General features: G+C 47.5%; 16 protein-coding genes. 12 read left to right on the top strand and 4 right to left on the bottom strand.

Annotated features, from left to right (window positions below; translation table 11 throughout):
- Genes H9L42_RS10095 through cydC form a run of 7 tightly spaced genes read left to right on the top strand, consistent with a single transcriptional unit; the run spans nt 1 to nt 7625 of the window.
- Nucleotides 1-963 (top strand): heme-binding Shp domain-containing protein, encoded by a 963-nt coding sequence (locus tag H9L42_RS10095; protein ID WP_187303282.1) that lies wholly within the window; start codon nt 1-3, stop codon nt 961-963.
- Nucleotides 963-1862, top strand: coding sequence for a heme ABC transporter substrate-binding protein IsdE (gene isdE / locus H9L42_RS10090; RefSeq protein ID WP_187303281.1), 900 nt, complete (start codon nt 963-965; stop codon nt 1860-1862). Before H9L42_RS10095 ends, isdE begins: the two co-directional genes overlap by 1 nt.
- A gap of 5 nt (nt 1863-1867) precedes the next feature.
- Nucleotides 1868-2887 carry a FecCD family ABC transporter permease gene (locus tag H9L42_RS10085; RefSeq protein ID WP_243235746.1) on the top strand — a complete coding sequence of 340 codons (1020 nt, stop codon included), beginning with the start codon at nt 1868-1870 and terminating at the stop codon, nt 2885-2887.
- A complete protein-coding gene (locus tag H9L42_RS10080) occupies nt 2877-3668 on the top strand; it encodes an ABC transporter ATP-binding protein (protein ID WP_187303280.1) in 792 nt (263 codons plus the stop codon). Before H9L42_RS10085 ends, H9L42_RS10080 begins: the two co-directional genes overlap by 11 nt.
- Nucleotides 3669-3677: 9 nt before the next feature.
- Nucleotides 3678-4106 carry a YbaN family protein gene (locus H9L42_RS10075; RefSeq protein WP_207734957.1) on the top strand — a complete coding sequence of 143 codons (429 nt, stop codon included), beginning with the start codon at nt 3678-3680 and terminating at the stop codon, nt 4104-4106.
- A gap of 26 nt (nt 4107-4132) precedes the next feature.
- Nucleotides 4133-5908 carry an ABC transporter ATP-binding protein/permease gene (locus H9L42_RS10070; protein ID WP_187303279.1) on the top strand — a complete coding sequence of 592 codons (1776 nt, stop codon included), beginning with the start codon at nt 4133-4135 and terminating at the stop codon, nt 5906-5908.
- Nucleotides 5889-7625 carry a thiol reductant ABC exporter subunit CydC gene (gene cydC, locus H9L42_RS10065; RefSeq protein ID WP_187303278.1) on the top strand — a complete coding sequence of 579 codons (1737 nt, stop codon included), beginning with the start codon at nt 5889-5891 and terminating at the stop codon, nt 7623-7625. Before H9L42_RS10070 ends, cydC begins: the two co-directional genes overlap by 20 nt.
- 119 nt (nt 7626-7744) lie before the next feature.
- Here the strand turns inward: cydC and H9L42_RS17280 are convergent, their stop codons facing one another.
- Nucleotides 7745-8092: a hypothetical protein gene (locus H9L42_RS17280; RefSeq protein ID WP_346726309.1), complete on the bottom strand. Its 348-nt coding sequence runs from the start codon at nt 8090-8092 to the stop codon at nt 7745-7747.
- Nucleotides 8093-8595: 503 nt separating this feature from the next.
- Complete coding sequence (locus tag H9L42_RS10055; RefSeq protein ID WP_187303277.1) at nt 8596-8904, bottom strand: transposase; 309 nt, start codon at nt 8902-8904, stop codon at nt 8596-8598.
- 387 nt (nt 8905-9291) lie between these two features.
- On the opposite strand from H9L42_RS10055, the gene H9L42_RS10050 reads away from it, so the two are divergent.
- Together H9L42_RS10050 and H9L42_RS10045 are read left to right on the top strand one after the other, a co-directional pair.
- On the top strand, nt 9292-9672 hold the full coding sequence (locus H9L42_RS10050) for a helix-turn-helix domain-containing protein (protein ID WP_187303276.1): 381 nt from the start codon (nt 9292-9294) through the stop codon (nt 9670-9672).
- Nucleotides 9673-9687: 15 nt separating this feature from the next.
- Nucleotides 9688-10449: a DUF4367 domain-containing protein gene (locus H9L42_RS10045; RefSeq protein WP_187303275.1), complete on the top strand. Its 762-nt coding sequence runs from the start codon at nt 9688-9690 to the stop codon at nt 10447-10449.
- Here the strand turns inward: H9L42_RS10045 and H9L42_RS10040 are convergent, their stop codons facing one another.
- Complete coding sequence (locus tag H9L42_RS10040; protein ID WP_187303274.1) at nt 10450-10839, bottom strand: hypothetical protein; 390 nt, start codon at nt 10837-10839, stop codon at nt 10450-10452. It abuts the gene before it with no gap.
- Between the two features lie 354 nt (nt 10840-11193).
- Nucleotides 11194-11451, bottom strand: coding sequence for a hypothetical protein (locus tag H9L42_RS10035; protein WP_187303273.1), 258 nt, complete (start codon nt 11449-11451; stop codon nt 11194-11196).
- A gap of 80 nt (nt 11452-11531) precedes the next feature.
- On the opposite strand from H9L42_RS10035, the gene H9L42_RS10030 reads away from it, so the two are divergent.
- The 3 genes from H9L42_RS10030 (at nt 11532) to rho (ending at nt 15898) form a co-directional block, all read left to right on the top strand.
- Nucleotides 11532-12749, top strand: a complete 1218-nt coding sequence (locus tag H9L42_RS10030; protein ID WP_243235745.1) for a glucose-6-phosphate isomerase — start codon at nt 11532-11534, stop codon at nt 12747-12749.
- A 126-nt stretch (nt 12750-12875) separates the two neighbouring features.
- Entirely contained in the window at nt 12876-13724 is an 849-nt protein-coding gene (locus H9L42_RS10025; protein ID WP_187303271.1) for a 3-hydroxybutyryl-CoA dehydrogenase, read from the top strand.
- 530 nt (nt 13725-14254) lie between these two features.
- Nucleotides 14255-15898: a transcription termination factor Rho gene (gene rho / locus H9L42_RS10020; protein WP_187303270.1), complete on the top strand. Its 1644-nt coding sequence runs from the start codon at nt 14255-14257 to the stop codon at nt 15896-15898.
- Nucleotide 15899 lies beyond the last annotated feature (1 nt).

The following is a 15899-nucleotide window of genomic DNA, read 5'->3' as shown; positions in this document are numbered from 1 at the left end:
ATGTATGAAGCATTCAAAAAAACGAAAATAGAATCCGAGGGCGGGCAATATCGGGCGGCAGTTATCGTTATAACACTGCTTGTCATTTTGTCTGTGATGTCCGCATCTTATGTCTGCGCGGCGGAAAGCGGGACTGCTTACCTTGCGACAGCGACACCATATTATAAGCATCCTGTAACGGGAAAAATTGAGGACCCCGGTCAGAATGAAGGCATTGGGCAGGGTATGACGGAGAGCGTTCTGAAAGGCGGAAAAGGGCTGATCGAAATTACGGATTCGGGAAAATTTTACGCAACGGTTCGTTTTTATATGATGGATAATATTTCAAACGTGCGCTTCTGGGCGCAGGAGCGGGGCTCTTCCGGCTGGAGCAGAGTTTCGGCCCGGATTATGCAGGAAAATGCAGGCGGACAGTATTGCTCGGATTTCCGGATGCGCATTCCTTCACAGAACGCGATTCTCAGAGCCAGTATGTATGTTTCCGCTATGGGACGGAATGTTGTGTTTTATATCGGCTTTTCGAATCTGAAAAAAGGCAGCGGTAATTTTATTGTCAGCGTAAGCAATTCTGCAGGCAGTTCGGGAGCGGCGGCTTCAAAGAACTCTTCCGGAGGGACATCCGCAGGAAGTTCGCAAACATCGGGCAGTGTATCGGATTCATCGTCAGCTACCGGCCTGCAGAGCGGAACTTCCGGAGAAACCGCTGCGGATGGCACAGTTCTGGCAGATGAGAATTCGGAACTGACTGCAGATGGCGATCTCCTGGACAGCGCCGATGGTCTGACGACCTCTCAGGATGAAACGGCGCAAGCGTCTTCTTCTGAAAAAGAGGAAAGTCTTCCGGCTCTTTCATGGGTTCTGGTGCTGCAATGCATTCTGATTGTTCTGGTTCCTGCCCTGGTCGTAGGCGGCGTGCTGATGGCTCTTTTGATTTACATAAAGAACCGGGAGGAAATCGAGTGATGAAACGGAGCGGATTTGTCCGGTTTATTCTTGTTGTCCTGATTCTCAGCTTTTCTCTTACCGGCTGTGTGGAGTATGAAAAAAGCGGCAGAAAGGAACAGGTTACGAGCGTCAATCCGGAGCAAAGTACGATTATTGCCACTTCTATGGCAGTCGTTACGATCTGTGAAAAGCTGAACCTGCCTCTGGCAGGTGTACCGAGCAGTGAATTATCGGAAGTCCCGGAAATGTACAAGGATCTGCCAGAAATCGGCAAGGCCATGGCACCGGATATGGAGAAAGTAGCGGTTCTGCGGCCGGAGTGGATTTTATCCCCGGTCAGTCTGATCGCGGATTTGAAACCGAAGTACGAGGCGATCGGCGCGGATTATGCGTTTTTAAATCTCAACAGCGTACAGGGTATGTACAAATCCATTCAGCAGCTCGGTACCCTGTTTCAAAGAGAAGAAGAAGCGGAAGCGCTTGTGGATGAATTTGAACGTTATTATAAAAAGTACCGGAAAAAGCATAAGAATAAAGAACCAAAGAAAGTTCTGATTCTTATGGGCCTGCCGGGCTCTTATGTGGTGGCAACGCCGAAATCTTATGTGGGAAGCCTGGTGGAACTGGCAGGCGGCATCAATGTGTACGCGGACGAGGAAAAGGACTTTGTCAATATCAATACAGAGGATATGCTGAAGCAGGATCCGGATGTGATCCTGCGCTGCGCTCACGCTCTGCCGGATCAGGTGACGGAAATGTTCGGCAAAGAGTTTAAAACCAACGACATCTGGAAACATTTTGACGCGGTAAAAAACGATGAGGTCTACGATTTGTCCTATGAATACTTTGGCATGAGTGCGACTTTTGATTATCCGAAAGCGCTCAAAGAACTGGAACCGATTTTATATGGAGATTAACGGGTATGGAAAGAAATATGGAACAAATGAATCGAAAACGAAAAGGCATAATAACGATTTTTGCTTTTGTAGCGGTCTGTGTCCTGCTGATCCTCGTTTTGCTTTGGTCGGTCAATGAGGGAAGCATTGAACTTTCTGCCTCCCAACTCGTCAAAGGGTTGTTTATCGAATACGATGACGATGTGGCAACTGTCTACGATCTGCGTTTTCCACGTATCATTATTTCCTTGCTTGTCGGAGCCGCGCTGGCGGTTTCCGGCGTGCTGCTGCAATCGGTTTTGAAAAACCCACTGACCGATCCGGGGATCATCGGCATTTCCGGGGGCGCCAGTTTTACGGCAGTTATCCTGACCGCTTTGCTTCCCCGGCTTTTTTTTCTCTTGCCGCTGGCCGCGTTTCTCGGCGGGCTTCTGGCCTTTTTTCTGGTATATTCCCTTTCCTGGAAGGGAGGGCTTTCCCCGCTTCGGATTGTTTTGGTCGGTGTTGCGGTCAGTACTATGTTTTCCGGCCTTTCCAGCGCGATCAATTCGATGAGCGGGGGAAATCAGTCATCGGTTGCTTCGATTGTAAACGGCAGTATTACGATGAAAACGTGGGATGATGTGAATATCGTACTGTATTATCTGCCGATTTTTCTGGTTTTCGCGCTGCTGGTTTCCGGCGTCTGCAATCTAATGGCGCTGGATGACAAAACGGCTCAAGGCATCGGTCTGAATGTAAGCCGCTGGCGTATTGCGATCTCGCTGATTGCCGTAGTTCTGGCCTCCGTTTCCACAGCAGTAGCCGGGGTTGTCAGCTTTGTAGGGCTGATTGTGCCGCATATTGCCAGGATTCTGGTGGGAAACAACCATAAGGTGCTGATCCCTTTTACAATTTTGCTGGGGGCGCTGATTTTTCTGACAGCCGATACGATTGGCAGGATCCTCGCCGCGCCTTACGAAATCAGCGCATCGATTGTGATGGCAGTAGCGGGAGGCCCGTTCTTTATCGCGCTTTTGAGAGGGAGGGGAAACTATGGAAGTTAGAAATCTGATGTTTGCCTATGACAGAAAGACAAAAGATAAAAATGGAAAGCTGGCCAAGAAAATTCTTGATGGCGTATCTTTCTCCATAAAAGAGAAAAAAATAACAACCTTGATCGGGGCGAACGGATGCGGAAAAACGACACTTTTTAATCTGATGACAAAGAACCTGATCCCTTTGCGGGGAAAGGTGCTGCTTGGAGGAAAGAGCATCCGCTTTATGAAACAGAAAGAGTTTGCGCGCAGGGTGGCGATCGTGCATCAGAACAACCAGGCTGCCAATGATATTACGGTGGAAAAGCTGGTCGCTTACGGCAGGACGCCCCACCATAGCATATTTTCTATAAACGGAGCCGAAGATCGGGAGATCGTTCAGTGGTCAATGGAAGTAACGGGAATCGCGGATTACAGAGAGCGGGAGGTAATGAGCCTGTCCGGCGGTCAGCGCCAACGGGTCTGGATTGCTATGGCACTGGCGCAGAAGACGGAAGTTCTGTTTCTGGATGAACCGACGACATACCTGGATGTCCGGTATCAGATTGAGCTTTTAGAACTGGTGCGCAAGCTGAATCTTGATTACGGGATTACCATTATCATGGTTCTCCATGACATGAATCATGCGGTTTACTACAGCGATGAGGTGATTGGTCTCAAAAATGGGAAGGTTTTGCTCCAGGGAGAGCCGGAAGATGTGATTACCCCGGATTCCATTGAGGAAGTGTATGGAATTCGTCTGGGTGTGGAGCGGGTAAACGGCCATAAGATTGTTATGACAGTTCGCTGAGGAGGAAATATGAAAAAGGTTATAAATGGAATATGCGTAGTACTTGCGTTTGTCTGCGTCGGGTTGGGCGCGATCGGTATCGTTGTGCCGATCCTGCCGACAACACCGCTTTTTCTGGCGGCAGCCGTGTTGTTTGCCAAAGGTTCAAAGCGGTTTCATCAATGGTTTCTTTCGACAAAGCTTTACCGGAATCATCTGGAGGATTTAGTAATAACCAGATCCATGACGAAGAAGAGTAAGCTTACGGTGCTGACGACCATAACGGTTTTGTTCACGATTGGCTTTTTTGCAGCGCCGATTTGGCATGCCAAATCCGTGATCGCGATCGTGGCGGCTGCGCATTATTATGTTTTTTTATTCAGAATCCGAACCGTGTCGGAGGAGGAAAAAGCACGCCAGAAAGCAGAGAGCAAGCGCCGGGAAAAAGCGAGTGCCTGAGAGTTTTGTGAGGAGAGGGGGCATCCATGTTTCATAAACGATTATTAAAAGAATTTTCCGACACAAAAAAATATACGGCGGCTGTAGTGTTTTTTCAATGGATCGGAATGGCCGCCAATCTGTTGTTTCTTTACACGACTGCCCGTATGATGCAGAATGTGATATTCGGTATTTTCACTGCGCAGACAGCGGTTACCTATCTGGTGCTGCTGGGTGTTTTTTTTGCAGTGAGATGGGCGGTCAGCGCGGGAAAGAATTATTTTTCCGTAAAAACGGCGGATCTTGTGAAGGAACGGCTGCGGGACGAGATTTTTTCCAAGCTGCTGCGGCTTGGAGGAAATTATCATCAGAGGGTTTCTACTTCAGAAGTGGTTCAGGTAAGCACCGAGGGAGTAGAACAGCTGGAGTTTTATATGAGCCAGTATGTGCCGCAGTTTTTCTTCAGTATGCTGGCACCTCTGACACTGTTTGCGGTTACAGGGCAGATGGATCTCCTCGTAGCAGGTGTTCTTCTGATTTGCGTGCCGCTGATTCCGCTTTCCATTATGGGCGTACAGAAGATCGCAAAACGGCTTTTGGGCAAATACTGGGGAAACTATACACAACTCGGCGATAGTTTTCTGGAAAATCTGCAGGGACTGACGACTTTAAAGATTTACGGCGCGGACGGGGAGTATGCCCGCAGGATGGATGAATCTGCGGAGCGTTTCCGCAAGATTACGATGAGGGTTTTGATTATGCAGCTCAATTCCATCAGTATTATGGATCTGGCAGCCTACGGCGGCGCGGCGGCGGGAATTCTGCTTTCGATCCGCAGTTTTCTTCATGGAAACCTGACGTTCGCGCAATGTTTTTTCATGGTGCTGGTGTCGGTGGAGTTTTTTCTGCCTCTGCGGATGCTGGGTTCGTTTTTCCATATCGCGATGAACGGTAATGCGGCGGCAGATAAGATTTTCGGGCTGTTGGATCTGGATGAGCGGGAAAAGGGAGAGTACGGAGTGTTTCCACAGGGAGAACTGCGCTTTGAGAAGGTCAGTTTTTCCTATGAGCCGGAGCGGCCGATTTTGAAAGATATTTCACTGCGTGTGCGGGAGCGCGGCATTACTGCTCTGACGGGGGAGTCGGGCTGCGGAAAAAGTACGATTGCCAGCCTTCTGATGGGAGAGTACAGTGATTATGAGGGCCGGATTCTTGCAGGAGGAGATGCCCGCAGAGAACTGCGGGAGATTCGGGAAAACGTGAGGTTTTCGGCGATTACCAGGATCAATCATAACGGATATATTTTCCGGGGAACTGTGGAGGAAAACCTGTGTATGGGAAATCAGAATGCTTCCGCGGCGGATATGCTGAAAGTGCTGCGGCAGGTGGATCTTTATGAGGATTTCGAGCCGCGGGGCGGGCTTGCGATGGCTCTTTCGGAGCGCGGCGAAAATCTGTCAGGCGGTCAGCGGCAGAGGCTGGCACTGGCAAGAGCGCTGCTCCACGACAGCCCTATCTATATTTTCGATGAGGCTTCTTCCAACGTGGATGTGGAAAGCGAGAACAAAATTATGGAGGTAATCCGACGGATGAGTAAGGAAAAATCCGTTGTTCTGATCTCCCACCGTCTTGCCAATGTGATGGATGCGGATCGGATCTATGTGCTGGATCACGGTGGAATCTGTGAATCGGGTTCCCACCGCGAACTGATGGCAGATCGGGGCGTGTATTACAGGCTCTTTACGGCACAGCAGGAACTGGAACAGTACCAGGGGAAAGCGGGAAAGGAGGAGTTCGCTGAAAATGAAGCGGTCGGAAAATAAGGGGATTCAGGATGAGGTAATTCGCGGAAAATCCACAAAATCGGATCCCGGGACGGGGAATTCAGAAAAAAAGAATGCAAAGCCGCGCAGCGGTTTTCGTGTGATGATGGGGCTGATCGGAATGGTGAAGCCGATGCTGGGTATCATGCTACTGGCGATTCTGATGGGGTGCGCAGGTAATTTGTGCGCTTCATTTTTGACGATTATGGGCGGTTTCGGGCTGCTTTCCGCAATGGATCTTGCCAGCCCGTTCCCGTTGCGGACAGCTGCGGTGATTTTGATTGTGCTGGCGCTGGCGCGGGCATTTCTGCGGTATGCGGAGCAGGCGTGCAATCATTATATCGCGTTCAAATTGCTGGCGCAGATTCGGCACAAGGTGTTTGCGGCCTTGCGCAGGCTGGCTCCGGCAAAGCTGGAAGGCAAAGAGCGCGGCAATCTGATTTCCATGATCACTTCGGATATTGAACTGCTGGAAGTTTTTTACGCGCATACCATTTCTCCGATTGCTATTGCAATTATCACTTCCATTGTGATGATCATTTTTGTCGGAAACTTCTCGATTTCTTTCGGTGTGCTGGCGTTGATCTGCTACCTGCTGGCAGGTGCCGTAATTCCGCTGATCAACGGGCATTTGGGGAGCGGCAGGGGCAGACAGTACAGGGATAAGTTCGGGGAACTGAATTCGGTGGTACTGGATAATCTGCGGGGGATGGATGAAATTCTTCAGTACGATCAGGGAGAGACCCGCAGGGAGCAGATGAAGGAGAAAACGACGATTCTTTCCGGCGCGAATAAGCGTTTGAAGGCGTTGGAAACAAGGCAGGGAGCAATGACGGATTTTGTGATTATCGCTGCAGCAGGGGTCAGCCTGGTAATGGGCGGATTGCAGGTTTCGGCGGGAACGCTTAGTTTCGCGGATGCGATGATTGCGGTCATGGCAATGATGAGTTCGTTTGGGCCGGTTGCGGCGCTGTCCAGCCTTTCTAACAATTTGAACCAGACTTTGGCCTGCGGGAATCGGGTGCTGGATCTGCTGAAAGAAGAACCGCAGGTGTATGAGGTGGAAAACGGCGAAGCATTTCCTTTTGACTCGATTGCCGTGGATCATGTGGATTTTTCTTATGGAAAAAAGAAGATTTTATCACAGTTCCGGGCCCGGTTCCCGAAAGGAGAAATCACAGGCATTCTGGGAAAAAGCGGGTGCGGAAAATCTACGCTGCTCAAACTTTTAATGCGTTTCTTTGAAGTGGAACAGGGACAGATTTGTTACGGGGAAACAGATGTAAATCAGATTACAACTTCAGATCTGCGAAAGCATATTGCCTATGTAACGCAGGAGACTTTTCTCTTTCATGATACGATTGGCAACAATATCCGTCTGGGCAATGTCGGCGCCGCGGATTCGGAAGTGGAAGAAGCTGCCCGTAAAGCTTCTCTCCACGATTTTGTAATGAGTCTGCCGGACGGCTACGATACCGAACTTGCGGAGCTGGGGGATTCCCTCTCCGGCGGTGAACGGCAGAGGATCGGGATTGCAAGAGCGTTTCTCCATGATCCGGACATGATCTTTTTCGATGAGCCGACCAGCAATTTGGACAGCTTGAACGAAGGAATAATACTGAAAACCCTGCGGGAAGAATGCGATGGCAAAACAGTCGTGCTGGTGTCCCACCGCAAATCCACCATGGGTATTGCCAGGGAAGTGATTCAGATGTAAAAGAAAAGCGTTAGAGACACCCGCATAAAATCTCCACAACTTTTCAACGTAAGAGAAACGATGCGGTAAAACATAAACCGGATCCGGAAACTCTTAATATTGCACTGAAAAAACCGGGATCAGATCCGGAACAAAGAATTATGCTGGGGATACCATGTTTGATATTTTGTGTGCGAAAAACGCGGGGGTTCCCCTGATTCCGGGAGACCGCCGCTGTTTTTGCTTTTTCCGATTTGAAATCTCTGCAGCATCCTGACAAATTTCGATATGCGGCAGAGTTGTGCTTTGGCGTAAATCGTCTTTGTGGTAATTCCGGGAAGCGCGCCCAGTTTTCCGGACAGAGTGCTGATCGTATCGGCAGAGGCATCGATGGCGATGCAGTTTTTTGTATGACGGACAAGTAGCCACGAAGTCCAAAAGGCAACCGTAACCCATGCAGGTAGATGCTGCGTCGGCCATCTGCTCATAATACCGTCTGCTTTTTTCTGCCGGAGAAAGCCCTCCAATAGAGAAGCAGATCCTGCGGTTGTTCCAATAATTCATGAAGTACCTCCATATCAAAGGCTTCCGTTCACTCATTGTCATCTTCTCCATATCATACCGTCCATATAAGAGTTCCTCCTTAAATCTCGCCCACATGCTTTCGCATCTGGCGTTATCATGGCATCTGCCTCCCGCGCTGTTCATGTCTTTCGCTTGGAATATCCACTCCTTCAGGTCTTTTCCAACAACAATGCCACATACATCCTTTTCCGGCCATATGTATCATTGCATTCATCTTCTTCCAACATCTCCAACATCACATTTGCCAGTCTTTGATAGTTCCAGGGTCTCTTACGATTTCTAAAATATTTGTAAAATCCTTGCTTGCTTACATTTAGCGTTTTACAGTAGAATGCTATTTTTCCTTTCCTCTTTCCGTCGTCGGTCTTTATGGCTATGAATTTTATGCGTTCTATTTTTTTGACTTCTAACGGCTCGCGGCGAAAAAAGTGCTGGCCTCCTCAAGAAAATCGTTAAGCTCATTCAAACGTCGTATTTCTTTCTCCTGTTGCTTAACCTTCTTGCGCAGCATTGCGACTTCCTCTGATAGTGTCATAGCATTTCCGGGTGTCCTCACTCCGCATTCAAGCCGTCCCTCTTTGTATGCACGCATCCATCCATACAGGGTGTTGACCGGGATACCCAATTCTTTCGCGGTTCTTGTTGAACCTATTTCTTGTGTTAATTTGACTGCCTGGATTTTAAAGCCTTTATCATATTGCTTTGCTTTTCCCATGTCTTCCTCCTCCATTAGTTTTTATGCTACTAACTTTGAGGAGTTCTTGTCATCTATTATTGTACAACACCATCTGCTATAATGAATCATGCAAAAATGGTTATTTGTCGTGATTTAATTATAGCGGAGGTTCCGTGTTTTTGCATTTTCTATGTCCCCATTTGTTCTTGGAAAAAATGGGGAAACTCAAACTAATTGTCTGAGTCTTCAAAAGGGAAAATTTTGCGAGAACCGGACTGGAAATTGAGCTTTTGTGTAAAAACCCTGTAAAGATATAAAGGATTCTACTCTCAGGTTATTTTGCTGTGGTCTCAGAATACTAGACTAAAGGTAGGGAGTTATGTAACTGATAGAGGAAGCTCCCGGAGAGGATAGGTCTATAGTATAATGGAAACAGCAAACAAACTGAAAGAGATCGATATGAAGATGATGGGTCGCAGAATCCGGACACAGAGAGAGGCGATCCATATGACGAGAAATCAGTTGGCGGCAAAACTGGGTGTATCCGGAAAGTTCATCGCCGATATCGAATACGGGGATAAAGGAATGTCTATACAAACGCTGTATAGAATGACGCAGATACTCAATTTGAGCGCGGACTATATCTTGGCAGGCGAGCACGCAATCAGTGATTCCGGCGATCCGGAAATAGAACGGGTGAAAGAAAACATCATGGGTCCGTTGTCCGCCTGCTCCCTGGAGCAGCTCAAGTGTATGGAGCAGATCGCCCGCTATTATGTGGAAGGCATTGTCGGAGGCGAGGAGTAAGAAAGGACTGAGAACATGGACGAGGAGAGAAAGAGGGACGAACATAAAGGCATAAACGAAAGAACAGAAGGCGAACAAAGGCTGGCTGCGGTATTAAGGGAAGGTTTGGAACAGGAAATCGGTGAAATACCGGAAGTTTCCATTAATATTGATGAGCTAAAACAGCTCGAAGCCGCTGACCGAAAGACTCGGAAGATAAAACGTCTTAGAACAATCAGTGCCGCCGCGGCCGCGGTGATTGTATGCGCCGCGATTATTTATACCGTATTGCCGGAATCCGTCGTTCCAGTCGATGCTGACAAAAATACGAAGCAGAAAGTGGAGGAAAAAGACGGCGTGGTAATTATTAATGAGGGAGATGTGGAAGGCGACAGCGGCGAAGTCTCTATAACGGAAACGGACTGGGATAAGATTGAAGATTTGAAGGAATATGTGCCGAATCTGTATATCCCGGGCTATGTGCCGGAGGGGTATGAGTTTGAGAAGGCTACGGTAAAGAGATATTCGGAGGAAATATATAAGTGTGAATATCTTTTTAAAACGAATGATGGCCAAGAATCATTTCAGATTGTACAAACATCTCAAGATGAAACTGGAAATCAATCAGTTTTTGTTAATGAATATGATAAAAAAGACACTGTTGCGCTAGGAACAATATACATAAATAATCACCAAAAGGAAATATCTGGAGTATTAATTAGCGGTAAAGACAAGATATTCGTTTTTGGTGATATTTCAGAAAGAGAGTTAATAAAAGTTTATGATCAATTGACTTAACTAAAAACTGCCACTGTAATATGTGGAGGATGTTGACCGAGTCCCTTTTTTATCTGTAAATGTAACTTTTACTCTGTAGACTTTTCCTTTGATAAGAGTAAATTTTGTTGAAAAGAGGAGGCTAATAGTATTTTTTTCCGTCAAAGATGCGGTTTTTTTCGTTACTCCTGTCGCTTTACGCCAGGAACCATTATATTTTTCCTGCAGAGTAATTTTGCAGGTGCAGGAGTCTTTAATCCCATCGAAATCCCCACTAGCGGAAACAGTTGCAGAAGTATTGCTGGTGCGGTTCGTATTAATTGAAGCAGCTATAACTTTCGCATTTACCACACTAACCGCCCCAAACGCGAGCACCAGGGCCAGAACAATTAAAACAAATTTCCTTTTCATAGTATTTTCCTACCTTTCATAAAATTGAAAAAATAACGAATAGAGCTTTAATGTAACGAAGGGCCAAAGGATAAACAATGAAAAGGAAAGGAAGAAAGTAAAAAGACGTTTCTGCCTGTGGAGATGCTGAGATGGTGCATGAAATCCAGAAGAAAAATGGGAAATTTGTCTTTGCTATTTACCGGATTGAGGATCATCTGTTGTGAAGGATATTGTTTAAAAAGCGAAGGATTCTGCATAAAAAGGGAAGAGCTGGAAGGGCGCGGGGGAAACGCGAACTTTCCCGAATTTTTGAAACTTAAATTGCGGATTTTGTAAAAAATTCATAGTAGAATTCTATATATTGGGATTTTGTTAAAAAGAAAGATGGGAAAACGCAGGTTTTTTTATAAAACCAGCAATTTGTTGGCGAACTGCGCATTTCTGGGAAAAAGATCCGAAATTTGTTGGCGCGCCGCGCATTTCTAGCAGAATAATCAGCGATTTGTTCGCGATCTCCGATCTCCGCTCCCCGATCCCCACTCCCCACGCGCCGTCCTGCTCGTTCCGCCCGCACACCATCTCGCGCCGGGGGCGGCTGTTTTTATGGAAGAAGTCGTGATAAAAATCCAAAAGGAAGGTGTAAAATCCAAAAGAAGCCTGTATAATAGAGACAGAAGCTAAAACGGCAGAGATTCTTGGAGGAAATGAGTATGGAAATAAAAGTCGATCTATCGAAAAGCGGTCTGACCATGGAAGAAATCCGGCAGAAGAAGCTGGAAATTGACACGGCGCTGGAACGGTTGTGGTCTGGAAAAGAGACTTTTACCGGGTGGGTAAAGCTGCCCCTTCAGCAAGATAAAAATGAGATGGAGCGGATTTTAAATGTCAGCGATATCATCCGGCAGCAGTGCGAACTTTTTATCGTCATTGGAATCGGAGGCTCCTATCTGGGCGCGAAGGCGGCCATTGACGCGTTGGGAAAAGCGCCGGACGCGCCGGAAGTAAAATTCGCGGGGATTAACTTAAGCGCGACGTACCATGCCAGACTGCTGGAAGAAATGGCGGCAAAAGAAGTCTGCCTATGTGTCATTTCAAAATCCGGAACAACTGTAGAAACAACGGCGGCTTTTAATATTTTCAAAGAAGCGCTTATTAAAAAATATGGAAAAGCAGAGGCAGTAAAAAGGATTTACGCGATTACAGACGCCGAAAACGGCGCCCTTCGCGAGGAAACAGAGCGGGAAGGGTATACCAGCTTTGTGATTCCTTCGGACATCGGCGGGCGGTATTCCGTTCTGACTCCGGTGGGGCTTTTGCCGATCGCGGTGGCAGGCGCGGATATCCGAAGTTTGATGGAAGGCGCGGAAGTGATGGCTGCTTCGCCGGACTGGGATTTTGACGGACCGGACTACGCGGCGGCAAGATATCTCTTGCTTCAGAAAGGAAAATCCGTAGAAGCGATCCAGCACTATGAACCGGATTTAAAATATTTTGTAGAATGGATCAAACAGCTTTTTGGAGAAAGTGAAGGAAAGGAAGGCACAGGACTGTTTCCGGCGGGACTGGAACTGACAGCGGATCTTCATTCCATGGGGCAGTTCCTCCAGCAGGGCAGCCCGATTTTCTTTGAGACTGTGCTGAATATCGAGCAGTCCCCGGTGGATCTGACGGTTCCGGAAGGCCCGCTGAAGGGCAAAACCATGACACAGCTCAATCGCGCCGCTATGAAGGGGGTCATCGAAGCCCACAGCAGCGCGGGCACGCCGGTAATCCGCATTGATATTCCAAAGCTAGACGCTTTCTACTATGGACAGCTGATCTATTTCTTTGAGACCACCTGCGCCGTTACCGCCATGCTGATGGGAGTCAACCCGTTTGACCAGCCGGGAGTGGAAGCTTACAAAAAAGAGATGAAAAAGGAAATTTAATAATGCAAATAGTACAAAAATAGTTTACAATATATAACTGTATGGTATATAATTACCCATAAGAAAAAGTTAAACTTTTAACAATCCGTGCGAAGTGGATTGTAACACTGCAAGGAGGACGTATTAATGAAAAAGGTTGGAGTATTAGGCACAGGAACAATGGGTGCCGGAATTATTCAGGTTCTCGCTCAGAACGGTTACGAAGTTGTACTGAGAGCAAGAAGACAGACTTCCGTAGATAAAGGAATGGCTACGGTTACAAAGAACCTGGACAAATTGGTGAAAAAAGAAAAGATCACCGAAGCGGACAAGGAAGCAATCCTGGGAAGAATCCATGGTTCCACAGATATCAGCATCGTAAAAGACGCGGATCTGATTATTGAAGCGGCAACGGAAGATATGGACGCGAAAAAAGCGCTGTTCCAGGAATTAGATGAACTGTGCAAGCCGGATACGATTATCGCGACAAACACTTCCGCTCTGTCCATCACAGAAATCGCCGCGGCGACAAACAGACCGGACAAAATCATCGGAATGCACTTCTTTAACCCGGTTCCTGCTATGAAACTGGTAGAAATCGTAAAAGGCCTGACAACTTCCGAAGAAACAAGAACAACCATCATCGAGCTGACAAAAGCTCTCGGAAAGACTCCGGTAGATGTTGCGGAAGCTCCTGGATTTGTTGTAAACAGAATCCTGATCCCGATGATCAACGAAGGTATCGGAATCCTGGCAGACGGTGTCGCGGACGCCGAAGGCATCGACACTGCTATGCAGCTTGGCGCAAACCATCCGATGGGACCTCTCGCGCTGGGCGACCTGGTTGGACTGGATGTATGCCTGGCTATTATGGAAACTCTGTACAGAGAATACGGAGATCCGAAATACAGACCTCATCCGCTGCTCAGAAAAATGGTTCGTGCCAACAAGCTGGGAAGAAAGACCGGCGTTGGTTTCTACGACTACAGCAAATAAACGATTACTTAAGGCTGTCCTTTCACAGGACAGCCTGTTTTTTTTTCTGTTTAAAGGCGGATGTGTGTCCAATGCAGCTTTTTTCTTATTTGGGAATAAAAAGTTTATTGGGACTAACTTTCGAGCATGTCGAATATAGTCGAATTTCATCAAAGACTGTCGAAGTTGTTTCAAATACAGGAACAATTACAGGTATCTGAGGAAACTCTTTTCTAAAGAATGAGTTTCTTTATCGAAATTATGTGTCCGTAGTATTTAATATCGCTAATTGGACACAACCGTTCTGATAACCCGAACATCAGGAGCCTTTCAGACAAGATAAAAATTTGCAGATCTGCCCTGGTGCCCGGATTTTTTTGCGCAAAAAATATTGTAACCTGCTAAAAATAGGTATATAGTAATAGATATTGAAAGTCTTATAAGCTTATCTGTTTTATCTAATACACATTTCCAGTGAAACCATCAAAACAGGAACGAACAAGGAAAGGACAGCACGGATATTGCAATATATCTGCGCGAAAGGATATTTTATGGAAGAAACAATACTTAAGGGGAAGAAGGTAGTCGAATTAAAAGAGCTTGCCAAAAATCTGGGACTTGAAGGGTATGCCGCAATGCGCAAAGCGCAGTTGATTGAAGCCCTTTCAAAGATTGACGCGCCGGGGGAAGAGCCGGAACCTGCGCAGACAAAGCCTCAGACAGAGCAGGAAGAAAAAAAAGCAAAGCCCCGGAAAGCAAAAGCTACAAAAAGCGTAAAAGAAACCAAAACCGGAAAACGGGAAACCAGAAAAAAGGCAGCTTCTAAAAAAGAAGAGAAGAACGCGGAGCCAGGAAAAGAAACCAAAAGAAAACGGACGGTCAGAGTGCCGGCAGTCAAAGACGCGGAGAGGGAAGCCGCTTCCGAAACCCGCGAAACTTCCGAAGCCTTTGAACCCCGTGAAAAGGTTGAAACTCATGAAAAGCACGATCTGCCGCCTCAGGAACCGGAGGCTCCCGAGGAGAAAAAAGTGGAAAGCCGGGGGAAACGCAAGGTTATTCCCGATAAAGAAGACCGGCCGGAGGTAGAAGGAATTCTGGAACTGGCAGAGGGAGGATTCGGATTCCTGCGCTTTTCCAACTTCCTTACCAGCGATAAGGATATTTACGTTTCTCCGGCGCAGATTCGGCGCTTTAATCTGAAAACAGGGGACAAAATCAGAGGAATTTCCAGAAAGCCCAACGAAGGGGAGCGGTTCGGCGCCCTGCTTTACGTTGTAACAGTCAACGGAGATGAACCGGGCGTCGCCATGAAACGGCCCCATTTTGAAGAGCTGACGCCGATCTTTCCCGATGAGCGGCTTTCTCTTGAAGACACTGCTACAAGGGATCTTTCCATGCGTCTGATCGATCTGATCGCGCCCATCGGAAAAGGACAGAGAGGCCTGATTGTAGCGCCTCCGAAAGCGGGAAAAACCGTACTCTTGAAAAAAATCGCCAACAGTATTGAAAAGAAATACCCGGAGATTGAAATGATCGTGCTGCTGGTGGACGAACGGCCGGAAGAAGTAACCGATATGAAACGCTCCCTGAAGAGCGGCGAGGTTATTTATTCCACCTTTGACGAACTGCCGCAGCATCATGTAAAGGTGGCGGAAATGGTTCTTGCCAGAGCCCAGCGCCTGGTGGAGCATGGCAAAGACGTTGTGATTCTTTTAGACAGCATTACCCGTCTTGCCAGAGCCTACAACCTGGTTGTACCGGCTTCCGGAAGAACTCTTTCCGGAGGACTGGATCCGGGGGCGCTTCACAAACCGAAGAAATTTTTCGGAGCGGCAAGAAACCTGGAAGAAGGGGGAAGCATTACCATTCTCGCCACAGCCCTGGTGGAGACCGGCAGCCGGATGGATGACGTAATTTTCGAGGAATTTAAAGGAACCGGCAACATGGAGCTGCATCTTGATCGCAAGCTCTCAGAAAAGAGGATTTTCCCTGCCATTGATCTCAACAAATCCGGAACCAGACGGGAGGATCTGCTCATGAACCAGCAGGAGCTGGAAGCGGTATGGGCAATGAGAAGAGCGCTTTCCAACAGCAGCGTGCAGGAAGTGACGGAAACCATTATCGACAACCTGGCGCATACAAGAAACAACAGCGACTTTATCCAAGTAATCAAACGTGTCAGACTTGAGGGGTAAC

Origin of the sequence: Zhenpiania hominis (assembly GCF_014333425.1) — a bacterium.
Classification (GTDB): domain Bacteria; phylum Bacillota; class Clostridia; order Peptostreptococcales; family Anaerovoracaceae; genus Hominibacterium; species Hominibacterium hominis.
The sequence above is the reverse complement of the archived record's forward strand: the minus strand, read 5'-3'. Positions and strand labels throughout refer to the sequence as shown.

Excerpts from the sequence above, each read along its gene's own strand:
- H9L42_RS10045 (WP_187303275.1), top strand. The coding sequence starts at position 9,688 with ATGGACGAGGAGAGAAAGAGGGACGAACATAAAGGCATAAACGAAAGA.
- H9L42_RS10075 (WP_207734957.1), top strand. The coding sequence starts at position 3,678 with ATGAAAAAGGTTATAAATGGAATATGCGTAGTACTTGCGTTTGTCTGC.
- isdE (WP_187303281.1), top strand. The coding sequence starts at position 963 with ATGAAACGGAGCGGATTTGTCCGGTTTATTCTTGTTGTCCTGATTCTC.
- rho (WP_187303270.1), top strand. The coding sequence starts at position 14,255 with ATGGAAGAAACAATACTTAAGGGGAAGAAGGTAGTCGAATTAAAAGAG.
- H9L42_RS10080 (WP_187303280.1), top strand. The coding sequence starts at position 2,877 with ATGGAAGTTAGAAATCTGATGTTTGCCTATGACAGAAAGACAAAAGAT.
- H9L42_RS10030 (WP_243235745.1), top strand. The coding sequence starts at position 11,532 with ATGGAAATAAAAGTCGATCTATCGAAAAGCGGTCTGACCATGGAAGAA.
- H9L42_RS10050 (WP_187303276.1), top strand. The coding sequence starts at position 9,292 with ATGGAAACAGCAAACAAACTGAAAGAGATCGATATGAAGATGATGGGT.
- H9L42_RS10025 (WP_187303271.1), top strand. The coding sequence starts at position 12,876 with ATGAAAAAGGTTGGAGTATTAGGCACAGGAACAATGGGTGCCGGAATT.
- H9L42_RS10085 (WP_243235746.1), top strand. The coding sequence starts at position 1,868 with ATGGAAAGAAATATGGAACAAATGAATCGAAAACGAAAAGGCATAATA.
- H9L42_RS10055 (WP_187303277.1), bottom strand. The coding sequence starts at position 8,904 with ATGGGAAAAGCAAAGCAATATGATAAAGGCTTTAAAATCCAGGCAGTC.
- H9L42_RS10095 (WP_187303282.1), top strand. The coding sequence starts at position 1 with ATGTATGAAGCATTCAAAAAAACGAAAATAGAATCCGAGGGCGGGCAA.
- H9L42_RS17280 (WP_346726309.1), bottom strand. The coding sequence starts at position 8,092 with ATGAGCAGATGGCCGACGCAGCATCTACCTGCATGGGTTACGGTTGCC.
- cydC (WP_187303278.1), top strand. The coding sequence starts at position 5,889 with ATGAAGCGGTCGGAAAATAAGGGGATTCAGGATGAGGTAATTCGCGGA.
- H9L42_RS10070 (WP_187303279.1), top strand. The coding sequence starts at position 4,133 with ATGTTTCATAAACGATTATTAAAAGAATTTTCCGACACAAAAAAATAT.
- H9L42_RS10040 (WP_187303274.1), bottom strand. The coding sequence starts at position 10,839 with ATGAAAAGGAAATTTGTTTTAATTGTTCTGGCCCTGGTGCTCGCGTTT.